General features: G+C 68.9%; 13 protein-coding genes. 1 reads left to right on the top strand and 12 read right to left on the bottom strand.

Features of this window, described 5'->3' with window-relative positions; genetic code table 11:
- Positions 1-35: 35 nt before the first annotated feature.
- The 12 genes from GP2_RS12550 to GP2_RS12495 form a co-directional block, all read right to left on the bottom strand.
- On the bottom strand, positions 36-356 hold the full coding sequence (locus GP2_RS12550; protein WP_006900880.1) for a 2Fe-2S iron-sulfur cluster-binding protein: 321 nt from the start codon (positions 354-356) through the stop codon (positions 36-38).
- Positions 353-1615: an NAD(P)/FAD-dependent oxidoreductase gene (locus tag GP2_RS12545; protein ID WP_006900879.1), complete on the bottom strand. Its 1263-nt coding sequence runs from the start codon at positions 1613-1615 to the stop codon at positions 353-355. The genes GP2_RS12550 and GP2_RS12545 overlap by 4 nt, the downstream gene beginning before the upstream one ends.
- Positions 1615-3051 (bottom strand): aldehyde dehydrogenase, encoded by a 1437-nt coding sequence (locus tag GP2_RS12540; RefSeq protein ID WP_006900878.1) that lies wholly within the window; start codon positions 3049-3051, stop codon positions 1615-1617. The genes GP2_RS12545 and GP2_RS12540 overlap by 1 nt, the downstream gene beginning before the upstream one ends.
- 423 nt (positions 3052-3474) lie before the next feature.
- Positions 3475-4452, bottom strand: a complete 978-nt coding sequence (locus GP2_RS12535) for a zinc-binding dehydrogenase (RefSeq protein ID WP_006900877.1) — start codon at positions 4450-4452, stop codon at positions 3475-3477.
- Positions 4449-5453, bottom strand: a complete 1005-nt coding sequence (locus GP2_RS12530) for a DUF7064 domain-containing protein (RefSeq protein WP_006900876.1) — start codon at positions 5451-5453, stop codon at positions 4449-4451. The genes GP2_RS12535 and GP2_RS12530 overlap by 4 nt, the downstream gene beginning before the upstream one ends.
- Positions 5454-5465: 12 nt before the next feature.
- A complete protein-coding gene (locus GP2_RS12525) occupies positions 5466-6260 on the bottom strand; it encodes a PaaI family thioesterase (protein WP_006900875.1) in 795 nt (264 codons plus the stop codon).
- Positions 6261-6265: 5 nt separating this feature from the next.
- On the bottom strand, positions 6266-7960 hold the full coding sequence (locus GP2_RS12520) for an AMP-binding protein (RefSeq protein WP_006900874.1): 1695 nt from the start codon (positions 7958-7960) through the stop codon (positions 6266-6268).
- A gap of 97 nt (positions 7961-8057) precedes the next feature.
- A complete protein-coding gene (locus tag GP2_RS12515; RefSeq protein WP_006900873.1) occupies positions 8058-8870 on the bottom strand; it encodes a tyrosine-protein phosphatase in 813 nt (270 codons plus the stop codon).
- On the bottom strand, positions 8867-9058 hold the full coding sequence (locus GP2_RS12510) for a ferredoxin (protein ID WP_006900872.1): 192 nt from the start codon (positions 9056-9058) through the stop codon (positions 8867-8869). Before GP2_RS12510 ends, GP2_RS12515 begins: the two co-directional genes overlap by 4 nt.
- Entirely contained in the window at positions 9058-10263 is a 1206-nt protein-coding gene (locus GP2_RS12505) for a cytochrome P450 (RefSeq protein WP_006900871.1), read from the bottom strand. The genes GP2_RS12510 and GP2_RS12505 overlap by 1 nt, the downstream gene beginning before the upstream one ends.
- A gap of 32 nt (positions 10264-10295) precedes the next feature.
- Positions 10296-11621 (bottom strand): hypothetical protein, encoded by a 1326-nt coding sequence (locus GP2_RS12500; RefSeq protein ID WP_006900870.1) that lies wholly within the window; start codon positions 11619-11621, stop codon positions 10296-10298.
- Positions 11622-11640: 19 nt separating this feature from the next.
- Positions 11641-12057: a PEP-utilizing enzyme gene (locus GP2_RS12495; RefSeq protein WP_005196887.1), complete on the bottom strand. Its 417-nt coding sequence runs from the start codon at positions 12055-12057 to the stop codon at positions 11641-11643.
- 161 nt (positions 12058-12218) lie between these two features.
- Between GP2_RS12495 and GP2_RS12490 the strand changes: the two genes are divergently transcribed.
- A complete protein-coding gene (locus GP2_RS12490) occupies positions 12219-13208 on the top strand; it encodes a helix-turn-helix transcriptional regulator (RefSeq protein WP_006900869.1) in 990 nt (329 codons plus the stop codon).
- Positions 13209-13285: the final 77 nt, after the last annotated feature.

Below are 13285 nucleotides of genomic sequence, written 5' to 3'. Positions count from 1 at the left end.
ATGGGTTCTGGTGGACGCGCTCGGCGCCCTACCGGTCAGGGAAGGTCGAGGACCAGGTCGGCGTGATCGGGGGCCAGCTTCAGCTGGCAGGCCAGTCGGGACCGATCGCACGCGCCGTCGAGGAACTCGACCATGTCGGCCTCGTCGACCTCCGGCGGGTCGAAGTCCGGCACGAACTCCTCGGGGACCACCACGTGGCAGGTCGCGCAGGCCATCGTCCCGCCGCATTCGCCGATGATGCCGGGCACGTTGTGCCGGACGGCGACCTCCATCGCGCTCTGCCCGGCGACGGCATCGGTATGCCAGGTGTCGCCGCCGGCGGAGCGAAAGGTGACCGAGATCTGCTGAGTGTTCATGACTGATTCCTAACCTTGGTCAAGAGCGAATCCTTCAGTGGAATGTCCGGCTCCCCGAGCAGGCGCCGGTCCAGCTGACGGCCGTCCTTGATGAATTTCCGGGCCGCCATGAAGTCGACGGCCGAGTTGACGGTTTCTGCACAGACCAGCTGGTCGCCGGCGACGTGCAGCACGGTGAGGGAGTCGGGCTCCCCGGACCGCTTGATGAAGACGTCCAGCTCGCGGGCCGGATCGAGCAGGCCGGCCACCTTGATCCGGTGGTCGCACTGGTCCGACCAGAACCAGGGAACCTCCAGCGGTGCCGGGGCCTCGCCGAGGATCGCGGCCGCCGCCGCCTTGGCCTGCTCGACCGCGCTGGGAATGCTCTCCAGCCTCGCCCGCGAGCCGTCCGGCAGCGGACGCGAGGTCACGTCACCGATCGCGAAGACGTCCGGGTCGCTGGTCCGCCCGGACCGGTCGACGACGATGCCGTTGCGGCAGTCGATCCCCGCGGCCACGGCCGGTTCGCTGTTGGGCACCACGCCGACCCCGACCAGCACGGCGTCCACGGCGACCGTGGAGCCGTCGCTGAGCCGGGCCGCGCGGACCTGCGGCCCGCCCTGCAATTCGGTGACCGTGGTCGCGCACCGCACCCGCACCCCGAGCGCTCGCTGCATCCGCTCGATCTCGGCGGCGAACCGGGGACTGGCCGTCCGGGCCAGCAGCTGTGCCTCCCGCTCCACGATGGTCACCTCGACGCCCTCGGCGGCCGCGGTCGCGGCCACCTCCAGCCCGATGTACCCGCCGCCGATGATCAGCAGATGAGCTCCCGGAACGGCAGCTTTGCGCAGGACCGCCACGTCGTCGAGCGTGCGCAGGGTCTGGACGCCGGCCAGCTCGAAGCCCGCAACGTCCGGGACGACCGCCCGCGCACCGGTCGCGATGACCAGTTTGCGGTAGCCGATCGCGGTCCCGTCGGACAGCCGAACTCGCCGGCTCTGCCGTTCCAGGCCCACCACTCGCCGGTCGAAGATCGCCTCGATCCGCTGGCCGGTGAAGAAGTCCGCCGGCTTGAGCGGCTCGAGATGGTCGGGCCGGTTGAACTTCTTGGACAGCGGCGGCCGCTGGTACGGCTCGGTGGCGTCGGCTTCGATCGCGATGATCTCGCCGGTGCAGCCGCCCTGCCGCAGCAGCGCCGTCACCTGCATGCCCGCGTGGCCGAGGCCGATGACGACGATCGGCTGCTCGCCTTCGGCTGCGGGATCGCCCTGCATCGCCATCACGCGTAGATCGACTTGTAGGTGAGGTAGCCGGTCAGCGCTTCCGGCCCCAGCTCCTGGCCGAGGCCGCTGGCCTTGATCCCGCCGAACGGTGCGGTCGGGTCCGGAAGGTAGCCGTTGATGCCCACCGAACCCGATTCGATCCGGTCGGCCATCGCCATCCCACGGGCGTGGTCGGTGGTGAAGACGACGCCGGCGAGCCCGTACTCGGAGTCGTTGGCGATCGCGATCGCGTCGTCGTCGCCGTCGTACGGGATCACCGAGAGCACGGGACCGAAGATCTCCTCACGGGCGATCCGGTGGCGGTTGTCGACGTCGGCGAAGACCGTCGGCGTCATGAACCAGCCGGCGGAGTCCGGGCGCCCGCCGCCGGTGGTCACCCGGGCCCCTTCCGACCGCCCGATCTCGATGTACTGCTCGACCCGGTCACGCTGCCGCGAGGTAGCGAGCGGGCCGATCGTGGTCTGCGGGTCCAGCGAGTTCCCGACGTTCTGCACGCTCACCAGGGTGGTCACCAGGTCGACGATCTCGGCGTAGCGCGCCCGCGGCGCGAGGATCCGGCTCGACAGGAAGCAGGTCTGGCCGTTGTTCAGCAGCATCGTCGAGAACATCTGCTCACCCACCCGCTGCAGGTCGAGGTCGGCATCGTCGAGGAAGATCGCCGCCGACTTGCCGCCGAGCTTTAGCGTCACCGGCCGGAGCAGCTCCCCGCAGACCCCGGCGATCCGCCGGCCGACCTGGGTCGAACCGGTGAAGGCGACCTTGTCCACGCCCGGGTGCGAGACCAGATACTCACCGGCCGTGTGGTCGCCGGGAACGATGTTGATCACCCCCGGCGGGATACCGGCCTCGGCGACCGCCTCGGCCAGGATGTCGGAGTCGAGCGTGGTCTCCGGGGACGGCTTGATCACGATCGCACAGCCGGCGGCGAGCGCCGGCGCGTACTTGAAGGCGGCCAGCGCCTGCGGGAAGTTCCACGGCACGATCGCCGCGACCACCCCGACCGGCCGGCGTTGCACCTTGGTGGAGCCGCCCAGCAGACCCGGACGCATCTCCTCGAAGTCGAAGTTCTCGATCAGACCGGCGTAGTAACGCAGCAGCGTCTGCGGGAACACGGCTTCCAGGCCGTTCGCGATGGAGATCGGCATGCCGTTCTGCGCACTGACCGCCGCGGCCAGATCACCGGCGCGCCGATCGAGGGCGTCGGCGAGGGCGTTCATCTTGGCCGCGCGCTCTGCAGGCTGCAGCCGGCTCCAGCCGTGCGGATCGGCCATCGCCTGCCGGGCGGCGCTGACCGCCGCGTCGATCACCGCTGCCGTGGCGAGCGGGGTACGCGAGAGGACCTTGCCGTCGTTGGGCGAGACGATGTCGACGGTGTCGGTCGCGTAGGTCCGCCACTTGCCGTCGATGAAGAAGTCGCTGCGCTTGGTAGTCACTGATTGCTCCGTCCTGTGGGTCTGTCTGCACACCCGATCGCCTTGGCCGAAGCTCCACGCAGACCACTGTTGACAGGTCGGCGACGACCGCGATGAGCAGGCCGAACGACCGAGGTGATCCGAGGGAGGACCCGGTGATGGGTGGATCCGAAGCCGGTTTCCGGCCCGGCTGTGCGGGAGCAGTTCCGGCTTCAGATCCGCTGTCGTCTGCCGCTGCAGACCGACTAGAACCAGACTGTCGAACTATGTCGCAGGTCACATCGACCCATCGGGCGGTTTGGCTCGCCTCCTGGGCTCATTGCCCGAGTCCGGCCGGCCCGCCAAACCCCGGGAGAAGGCACCACGATCGACGAAAGGCACCGCCGATTCGGCGGTGCCTTTCGTCAAAGGTGGTGCGCCGGCGGGGTGGGCCGGCGGCGGCGCTCAGTCGGTGAGCACGATCTTGCCGATGTGGGCGCCGGCTTCGAGGAGTTCGTGAGCCCGGCGCGCCTGGTCGAGCGGAAGGGCCTCGGCGATCACCGGCGGACTCACCGCGCCGCCCTCGACCAACTCGAGCAGACCCTGGAAATCGGCCGGGCCACCCATCGTGGTGCCCAACAGCGAGTACTGGCCGAAGTAGAAGGCGCGGATGTCCATCGGCGCCTGCTCGGCGACGTTGGCTCCGAGGACCACCAGCCGGCCGCCGGGGCGCAGCGTGCGGACCGACCGGTCCCACAGCCCGACCGGATCGAGCACCACGTCGAAGCCCCGTCCGCCGGGTGCGGCGGCCTTGGCCCGCTCCGGCCAGTCGTCGGCGGTGTGCAGCACCCCGTCGACGGCGCCCGTCGCCCGCGCCCGAGCCAGCTTGGCCTCACTGGACCCGGTGACGAAGACCTGGGCACCGATCGCCGAGGCCAGGGCGATCGCCATGGTCGCCACCCCGCCGCCCGCGCCGATGATCAGCAGGGACTCGCCGGCCTGCAGGCCGGCCCGGGTCACCAGGGCCCGGTAGGCGGTGACGCCCACCAGCGGCAGCGCGGCCGCCTCGGCCCAGCTGTAACCGGCCGGCTTGGCGGCCGCACACTCCTCCGGCACACTCACCGCCTCGGCGTAGGTGCCAGGCAGGTGGTCGCCGAGAATGTCGAACTCGGGGCCCGGGGCATCGCTGCGATCTCCCCAGAAGAGCGAGGGCAGGATCACCACCGCTTCGCCGGTGTCGGTGCGCACCCCGGCGCCGTCGGCACCCGGGGTATGCGGCAGCGGCGAACCGTACCGACCCTGACGCACCAGCACGTCGTGCCAGTTCAGCGCGGCGGCATGCAACCAGACGGTCACCCAACCCGGCCGGGAGACCGGCTCGGGCCGCTCCCCGATCTGCAGGACCTCCGCGCCACCGAAGTCGCGCATCACCACGGCCTTCATCGGATCACCCCGGCCGACTCGGCGATGTCGGAGTGCAGCTTACCGCCGGTCACCGCGTCGAGCGGGTACCCCTCCAGGGAGGTGCCGTAACCGACCGAGCCGTCGGGCGCGGTCCAGCGGACCATCGACAGTCCGGTCGGGCAGGAACCGTAGGGCACCCAGAGGTTGTAGGTGGCCGGGACCCCGGTCAGCGTCTCGGTCCGACCGTCGGCATCGGTCACCGCCAGCGTCAGTTCCGCCGGCGCCATGCCGCGGTGGCGGACGCCCAGCGAGCCTGCCACCGCTCCGGTGAGCTGCCCGTCGCGGATCAGGTAGCCGTGTTTGAAGGTGTGCTGCTGCCCGTCGGGCGCCGTGGGGTCGAATCCCCAGATCGACTGCACCACCCGCCCGTCCTCGAACTGCGCGTTGACATAGCCCATGGGCCGCATCCCGCGCTCCGGCCGCGGTCCCCAACTGTGGTTCTGGGTGGCCAGACAGTCGACCGGATACTCGGTTCCGCGGACCTTCACGGTGCCGGTGACCCGGGCGGTCAGGTCGAAATGCCCGGCGTAGGCGGTGCCGAAGCCGCTGTGCTCAACGGCCTGCGCGGGATCGGGCTGCGCCATCGGATCCAGGTTCGGATCGTGGATGTCGTAGGGCTCATGGATCCCGGCGATGTCCAGGTGCATCTCGGTGTCGTCGACGCCGACGTAGTCGAGCCGGTACGAACGCGGCGAATGCGACTCGAAGGACAGCCCGTTGGGCAGCGTGTAGCTGCGCAGGCTCGCCGGGATCGGCAGGTGATTGTGGATGTCGACGTAGCGGGCATCGAACATCTGGTCCGAGCAGCGGTCGACGAACTCGACGTCGCAGGTCATCACCCCGACGCCGGCCCGGAACACCTGATAGACCCAGCCGTAGAGATTCGCCTCCGGGATGTGCAGGCCCAGCCACAGGGTCTCCGCCCACTGGTGGTTGGCGTCGGCCGGCGTCTGGAACTCCAGCTGCCGTTCGGTGATCATGGTCCTCCTCGGTCAGTCCCGGCGCTGCTGCACGATCACGGTGGCCAGCGCGCACGGTTTGCCGGAGGCCGCGAGCGCCGCGACCTCCACCACCGCCATCGACCGGCCCCGGTGCTGCACCGCGGTGCGGAAGGTGGTCGGATGCGCGGCATCCGCCGGCCGCACGAAGACGGTATCGATGCTGGTGGTGCGGAGTTCGCCGGTGGCGCGCAGCACCGACATCGCGGCGAACTCCATCCCCGTGATCAGGATGCCGCCGTGGATGTTGCCCATCCCGTTGGCGGCGTAGGGGTTGGCCGGCAGCTCGACCACCCCGGGCTCGACCTCCCGCAGCGCGAGTGCCTCGCGCAGGGAGACCTCCGGCCCGGGCACCGGGGCGTCGATGTACGGGGTGGTGGGCGCCTCGCTCACGGTCAGCAGGTGCGACCGCTGCGTGATCAGCGCCAGCACCGCCCCGTCGGGTCCGGCGACCTCGCCGCGCGTGGTACCGCTGACCTCGTCGCGGGCGATCAGCCGGCCGGTGGCGGTCAGCGGGCTTCCGTCGATCGGCGGGTCGGCGAGCAGATCGAGGCGGATGCCTAGGCTGACCGGCCACCGGTCGTTCGGTGACCCGGCAGCGACCACGTACCCGGTGACGTCATCGAGGATCACGCCGAGCGCGGCGCGACTCACGCCCACCGCCGGGTCGGCGAGCCAGGCCCCGCTCTCCTCGCGCAGCTCGGCCGACTCCGGGGTCAGGCTGACCGCCGACACCCGGAGCAGCCGCTCCGCGCCGCCGATGACGAATTCCGGTGCAGTGATCTCCATGCCGGTCAGTCTGCCCCGGGCGTCGCCACCTGTCCCAGCTCATCGGCGACCTGCTTGCGCAGCACGTGCTTCTGGATCTTGCCGGTCGCGGTCATCGGCAGTTCTTCGATGACGATGACCCGCTCCGGGGTCTTCTGGATCGCCACGCCCCGCTCGGTCAGGTAGGTCCGCAGCTCCTCGACGGTCGGCGCCTTGTGGCCGGCCTTGGGCACCGCGTACAGGCAGACCTTCTCGCCGAGATTTGCGTCGGGCATGCCCACCACGGCGATCGCGCTCAGGTCCGGATGAGAGGCCAGTTTGTCCTCCACCTCGCGGACGCTGATGTTCATGCCGCCGCGGATGACGATGTCCTTGGTCCGGCCGGTGACCCGGACGAAACCGTCGGCGTCCATGACACCGAGGTCGCCGGAACGGGAGAAGCCGTCGGGCGTGTACAGCTCGTCGGTGTCCACGGGCCGGTTGAGGTAGCGGATCATGTGCGACGGGCCGCGGAAGGCGATGTCGCCCTCACTGCCGCGCGGCACCTCGGCACCGTCCTCACCGACGATCTTCACCTCGGCACCGGGCAGTGCGGCACCGTCGGAGGTGATCGAGCGCTCCGGCGAATCCTCGATGGTGCAGGTGGTGGTGGACAGGTTCTCCGACCGCCCGTACAGCGAAAGCACCCGGGTCCCAGGCAGTTTGGCGGTGGCGTTCTCCACCACCGCGGCCGGGATCGGCGAGCCGGCGCAGGTCCACACCCGCAGGCTCGACAGGTCGGCCTCGGGGTGCTCGTCGGCGGCGGCCATCAGGGTCTGCAGGAAGGTGGTCGCGGTGACCGCGGCGGTGCAGCCGAACTTCTCGATGTCCACCAGCGCCTGCGCCGGGTTCCACTCGGCCATGAAGTGCGTGGCGGCGCCGGCCAGCATCGGGATCAGCACGCTGGTCACCAGGCCGGTGGTGTGGGTGATCGGCGACGGGCCGAACTGCACGTCGGCCTCGGTGTGACCGAAGGCGATGGTGAGCGCCCGGGCCCCGGAGGCATAGGTGTTGAAGGTGTGCACACAGCCCTTGGGCCGCGAGGTGGTACCGGAGGTGTAGACGATGACATAGGGATCGTCGGGGTGGGTCCGGAAGTCCAGCTCGGCGTCGGCCTGCTCGGCGGTGACGTCGCCGACGATCAGGTCCTCGAGGATGTCGATGTCGCGGGCGCCCAGCGCCTCCCGGGCGTCGGCACCGGCGCGGACCGCCACGATCTCCCGCAGGGTGGACGACTCGCGGCGGATCTCCTCGAACATGCCCACGTAGTCGAAGCCCTTGAACTCGGCGGGCGCGATGGCCATCCGGACGGCGGCGTCTTCGATCACGTGCGAGACCTCGTCGCGGCGGTAGATCGGCATGATCGGCACCATCACCGCACCGATCCGGGCCAGCGCCGCAGCGACCACCACGAAGGCGGCCCAGTTGGGCAGCTGCACCGCGACCCGGTCGCCGGCCGCCAGGCCACGCCGGCGCAGACCCACGGCCAGCTGCTGCGAGGTGGTGTAGAGCTCGGCGTAGGTCAGCTCGTGGGTGCCGTCGGTGACGAAGACCTTGTCGGCGTGCGACTGCGCGCGCTGCTTCAGCAGTTCGGTGAAGTTCTCATCAGTCCACTGGCCGGTCCGGTAGTAGTCCTCGATCTGTTCCGGGGTGTACCGGCCGAGATCACGTTCGCTGCTCATTGCGTCTGCTCTCACATCAGTTTCAAGGTAATGCGTCGATAGTAGAATGGTATGACCCTTTAGAGCAAGGGGTTCTGAATACCCGCCGCAGCAGCGATCAATCGGGGCGTTCGAGCAGGTTGGCCCGCACCGCGGCCAACTCGGTCGGGGTCACGCCCGCCGGGCCGGTCAGATAGTCGGCCACCTCCCCGTAGGCCTCGCCGACATGTGCCAATGCATAACTCATCGCCTCGGCGGGGGCATCGAAGAGCACCCGGGCGATCTCCGGGTCGCGGCCCGCTGCGACGAGCCGGTCGGCGAAGGCGTCCACCCGATTGGGCCGCAACACCCCGGTCAGCGCATAGTCCCCCACCACCAACTCCTCGGCCACCCCCAGCGAGCGCAGCACCAGCGCCACGAACACCCCGGTCCGGTCCTTGCCGGCCGCGCAGTGGACCAGCGCCGGCAGTCCGGCCGGGTCGGCGAGCAGGCGGTAGGCCGCCCCCAGCACGTCGGCCCGCTGCTCGAGCAGCGCCACGTAGAACCGGCCCATGTCGGTCGCATCGAAGCCGGCCAGCTCGCCGGTCAGCAGCATCTTGAAGAAGTTGGTGTCCGCACCCTCACCGCCTTCGGCGATCGGCAACTGGTGCAGCACCCCGCCGGTGGCCACGGCCCAGGCCGACGGCGCGCGGCTGAACTCCGCCTCGTCCCGCAGATCGATCACGGTCCGCACCGCCAGCTCGCGGTAGTGCACCTGCTGCGCCGCGTCGTAGAAGGAGTAGGACGACGGACCGCCGGGATCGACGATCGCCTCCGCCCGGTAGAGACGCCGCCGGGCTACCCGACCACCGTCGATGGTCGGGTAGCCGCCGGCGTCGCGCAGGTTGGAGGTGCCCGGCACGGCGATCCGGCGCCCGGCGTCTCCGGTCATCCTTCGATCACCAGCGCCCGCACCGGACACCGCCGGACGGCCTGCTCGACCGCCTTGCGCTGACTCTCGTCGGGGGTCGCGTCTAGGACCACCAGGTCCCCGTCGTCATCGATGGTGAAGACCTCCGGCGCGGCGTATTCACACTGACCGTGACCTTCACACAGGTCCCAGTCCACCAAGACCTTCATCACTGTTCTCCCTTCTTCTCCACCCGCACCTGCAATCGCTTGAAGGCGTGGAACTGGTTGCTGTGCAACCGGTCCGGATCTGCGAGCGGTTTGATCCGAAGCCCGCGATCGAGCATCTGCGTCAGGAAGGAGGTCACCTCGGCCCGCGCCAGATGAGAACCCATGCAGGCGTGGATCCCCCAGCCGAATCCGACGTGCTCGTTGTCCTCGCGGTCGATCCGGACCGAGTCCGGATCGGCGAACACCGCGGGGTCCCGGTTGGCCGCCTGGAACCAGCACACGACCTTGTCGCCGGCCTTGATGGTCTGGCCGCCCCACTCCACGTCCCGGGTCGCGGTGCGGCGCATCGCCCGGATCGGGGTGATGTAGCGCAGCATCTCTTCGATCGCCGGCTTGAGCAGGCTGCGGTCCGCTTCGAGCTTGCGCCACTCGTCGGGGAACTCGTCGAAGGCCAGCATCGTCCCGGTCAGCAGGTTGCGGGTGGTCTCGTTGCCCGCACCGACCAGCACGAAGTAGTACGCCGCCAGGTCGTTCCAGGGCAGCGGCTCTCCGTCGAGCTCGGCGTGCACCAGCTTGGAGACGATGTCGTTGCGCGGCTCCTTGCGGCGCTGCTCGCTGAGCTCCTTGAAGTAGGCGAACATCTCCTCCCGGGCGCGTTCCTTCTCGTCGGGCCGGGTCATGTACTCCGGATCGTCGGAGACCACCCGGTTGGTCCAGTCCAGCAGCAGCCCGCAGTCCTCCAGCGGGACGCCGAGCACCTGGCCGAGTGCCTGGATCGGCAGCAGCGCGGCGGCCGATTTCACGAACTCGACCTCCCCGCGAGCCTCGATGTCGTCGAGGATCGCGGCGACCGCCCGGTCGATCACCTCCTGCCAGGCCTGGATCTTGACCGCTCGCAGATGCGGGGCGGCCAGCTTGCGCAGCTTGCCGTGCCGCGGCGGGTCGGTGTTGTGCACCGTGCTGGTGGAGCCTTCGACCTTGCGGCTGAGGATCTGGGTGCCCTCGCCGTTGATGAAGGCCTGCGGGTCCATCACCACCCGCACCACGTCCGCATAGCGGGTCACCGACCAGAATCCCGGGCCGTCCGGCTCGTCGTTCCAGTGCAGCGGCTCCTGCTCCCGCAACTGCGCGAGCAGATCGTTCTCGGTGCCGGCGATGAACGGCTCGAGATCCATCAGGTCGACAGCCTGTGATTGCACAGTCATTGTTAATGCCTCACTCGATAGCTTTCGCCGGCTCAGGCCGACGAGACGTGGGGAAAGCCGTTGCCGAACAACAGGATCGGCGTCAGAATCTCGGCCGCCCGGGGGCTGGTCAGCACCGGCCAGGCCTCCTGGGCCTTGGGGTGCATGGTGTCGAAGCCTTCGGCGACGAACTTGTCCCAGATGCCGGCCCGCGTGGCGTGCGGCAGCAGGAACTCGCGGGTGTAGACCATCACCCCGTCGCGGATCTTCTCCTCGGTCGACTTCTTGGACAGGGTCCGGTACATCGACATGGTGCCCTTCTGGCACTGCTTCGAGATCTCGGCCATCTCCTGGTCATCGAGCACCCGCAGCTCACTCATCGGGGTGTCCATGGTGTCGCGGGCGAAGACCACCGCACCCTCGAGGTACTCGAGGTAGTTCGACGGCTCGCTGAAGGTGGTCTGGATCTCGGTGATGGTCGCGTTGACCTTGTCCGCCGAGAACACCATCACCTCGGTGACGCAGTACGGCAGCCCCTCGGCCACTCCGGCCCACGGGTACGCGGTCTCGTTGAGGAAGTGGTCGCGCACGATGGCGAACTTGCCGCCGGGCAGCGGGTACGGCCCGGTGTCGGCCATGCCGGCGCGGCAGTCGTAGTGCAGCATGAAGCCGAACAGCTCGGTCCGGGCGTTGAACTGCCGGAAGGCTTCCAGCTTGGCCGGGTCGTCCAGCGGCTTGACCTGATCGACCAGCGTCTGCAGGAAGGCCGGCTCGAGCACCGGGACCTGGTACTCGCGCGCCGAGACGAAGCCGGGGCCCTCGCCCCAGGTGCCGTGCTGCAGCCGCCGGCCGAACTGGATGATCGTCTCCAGGTCTTCGCGGCGGCTGTCGACGGTGTCCTGCTCGAGTTCGATGCCGATGCCGCGACCCAGGATCGGACAGACCGAGGCCGCCCAGTTGCGGGTGACGTTGATCTTGGTGCCGATCTCCCGGCTGGAGGTCTTGGCCAGGTCCAGCAGTCCGTCGACGCCCACCTCGTCGGTCAGCATGCGGATGAACTTCGGATAGTTGTTCCACTGCTGGACGAAGGAGACGGTCTCGTACTCCTGGCGCGGGATCAGACCCGATTCGCCTTCCGAGGCGCGGCCCAGGATGAAGTCCCACAGGTTCCAGGCCGCGTAGTCCAGCCAGCTGTTGACCTGCTCGTCGGCGAGGGATTCCAGCCGGATGTCTTCAGCGGTGGTGTCCAGGAACGGCACTGCCAGCCGCTCGCGCATCTGGCGGTTGCCCTCGACGCCCTGCGGCACCTCGGCCTTGAACGCCTGCAGGAACGGAGTCGGATCGAAGGGAGCCTCGGCCCCGGTGTCGGTGGTGGTCATGTCTCTCTCTGCCTTTCGGTTACGCGTTGCCGTCGACGAGGTAGACCACTCCGTTGTCGCCCGAGGTCTCGAGCCGCACAGTGGTGCCGTCGGCGGGGATGGTCTCGCCGCGGGAGGTCTGGATGCCCTCGGTGAACTCGGTCGACATCACACAAGGGATGCCAAACTCGCGGGAGAGGATGCCCAGATGGCTCTCCGGAGCACCCTGCAGGGTGATCAGACCGGCCACTCCGGCCATCAGTGCCGGCGACATGAAGGTGGTGGTTCCGCCACGGGAGATGACGATCGAGGTCTCGACGTCGGGACCGTCGATGAAGTCGAGGACCTCTTCGGGGGAGTCCAGGAACCGGATGGTCCCGGTGGCGGTCTTGGATGACGTGAACGCCTTGATACCGGTGCCGATCACCGCGTCGGCAACTACTTCATTGCTGGTCATGGGGTTTTTCCTCCAGATTCGGGGACTGGTCAGAATTGTTAGACCAATTGCTACGATGATGTGTGCCGTGTCACAATGACGTCAACCGGTTTCGGTCGTCACAGGGCTTTTTCCCCAATTCGGGGGAGCCACAGAACCGACCCGGCCAGGAGGAGACAACCGTGAACGTCGAGGAGTCGGAGCCGACCGTCGAGGCGGCAGTCCGTGCACTGAGTAGGGCCGCTGGCGGCCTCGACACCTCGACACAGTCCACCACCCGTGGGGTGGTGGACGGCCAGACCGCCTTGGAGATGATCGCCGCGGTGCAGCGGGTCCTGTCCGGACTACCCACCGATCCGGAACTGGAGCAGGCGACGCTGGACCTGCGGGCGAGCCAGGCCGAGATCCTGGCCGCAGAGGTGGCGCGGCAGCGCTCCAAACTGTCGGTCCTGCGCGAACAGCTCACGCGGCTCCGGGCGGCACGAACCGTCGACGACCTCGCCGACGCGATCCCCATCGAGGCGGCCGGCCTCGGCTACGAGCGTGCACTGTTCTCCTGGGTGCGCGACGAGCGGTGGATCCCCCGCTCCGGGCACAGCCTCGGGGACCCACACGAGGCCCGGGCGATGGTCGCCGCCGGCGGGCCGCCCTATCAGGAGATCCGCTACCTCAACGAGGTGCGGGTCGTGCGCGAACGTAAATCCATCCTGGTTCTCGGAGTGGCCGATAACCCGCGAGTGCATCCGACGATCCTGCCGGTGACCCGATCGGTGACCTACACCGCGGGGCCGGTCGTCGCTCGCGGACGCGTCGCCGGAATGGTGCACGTGGACCGCAATCTCGAGACCGGCTTGACCGACGAGTTCGACCGGGATCTGCTCGGACTGTTCTGCGAGAGCGTCGGAGTGGCCCTCGACCGGCTGCTGACCGCTGAAGAGATCGGCCAGGCGCAGACGACACCGAGTGAGGCGGAGTGGCTGGGCACGCTGACCGAACGCGAGCGCGAGGTGCTCCGACTGGTCGCCGAAGGGCTGACCAATGCCGAGATCAGCGCGCGCCTCTACGTGAGCCCCGAGACCACGAAGTCCCATGTGAAGCGACTGATGCGGAAGATGGGCGTGCGGACCAGATCCCAGGCGGGAGCGATGTTCCACGCCGCCGGTGCGGCCTGACACCGGATTCGCACAGGCCGACTTCCGCCAACCCCTCCCCCGAAAGGGTGAAGTGTGCGTTCGGTCACTCCGGAGGG

The sequence above is a fragment of the Gordonia paraffinivorans NBRC 108238 genome, assembly GCF_000344155.1.
Classification (GTDB): Bacteria; Actinomycetota; Actinomycetes; order Mycobacteriales; family Mycobacteriaceae; genus Gordonia; species Gordonia paraffinivorans.
This window is presented reverse-complemented; position numbering and strand designations above follow the sequence as displayed.

Coding starts and splice junctions, on each gene's coding strand:
- GP2_RS12550 (WP_006900880.1), bottom strand. CDS start 356: ATGAACACTCAGCAGATCTCGGTCACCTTTCGCTCCGCCGGCGGCGAC.
- GP2_RS12545 (WP_006900879.1), bottom strand. CDS start 1,615: ATGGCGATGCAGGGCGATCCCGCAGCCGAAGGCGAGCAGCCGATCGTC.
- GP2_RS12535 (WP_006900877.1), bottom strand. CDS start 4,452: ATGAAGGCCGTGGTGATGCGCGACTTCGGTGGCGCGGAGGTCCTGCAG.
- GP2_RS12530 (WP_006900876.1), bottom strand. CDS start 5,453: ATGATCACCGAACGGCAGCTGGAGTTCCAGACGCCGGCCGACGCCAAC.
- GP2_RS12525 (WP_006900875.1), bottom strand. CDS start 6,260: ATGGAGATCACTGCACCGGAATTCGTCATCGGCGGCGCGGAGCGGCTG.
- GP2_RS12520 (WP_006900874.1), bottom strand. CDS start 7,960: ATGAGCAGCGAACGTGATCTCGGCCGGTACACCCCGGAACAGATCGAG.
- GP2_RS12515 (WP_006900873.1), bottom strand. CDS start 8,870: ATGACCGGAGACGCCGGGCGCCGGATCGCCGTGCCGGGCACCTCCAAC.
- GP2_RS12510 (WP_006900872.1), bottom strand. CDS start 9,058: ATGAAGGTCTTGGTGGACTGGGACCTGTGTGAAGGTCACGGTCAGTGT.
- GP2_RS12505 (WP_006900871.1), bottom strand. CDS start 10,263: ATGACTGTGCAATCACAGGCTGTCGACCTGATGGATCTCGAGCCGTTC.
- GP2_RS12500 (WP_006900870.1), bottom strand. CDS start 11,621: ATGACCACCACCGACACCGGGGCCGAGGCTCCCTTCGATCCGACTCCG.
- GP2_RS12495 (WP_005196887.1), bottom strand. CDS start 12,057: ATGACCAGCAATGAAGTAGTTGCCGACGCGGTGATCGGCACCGGTATC.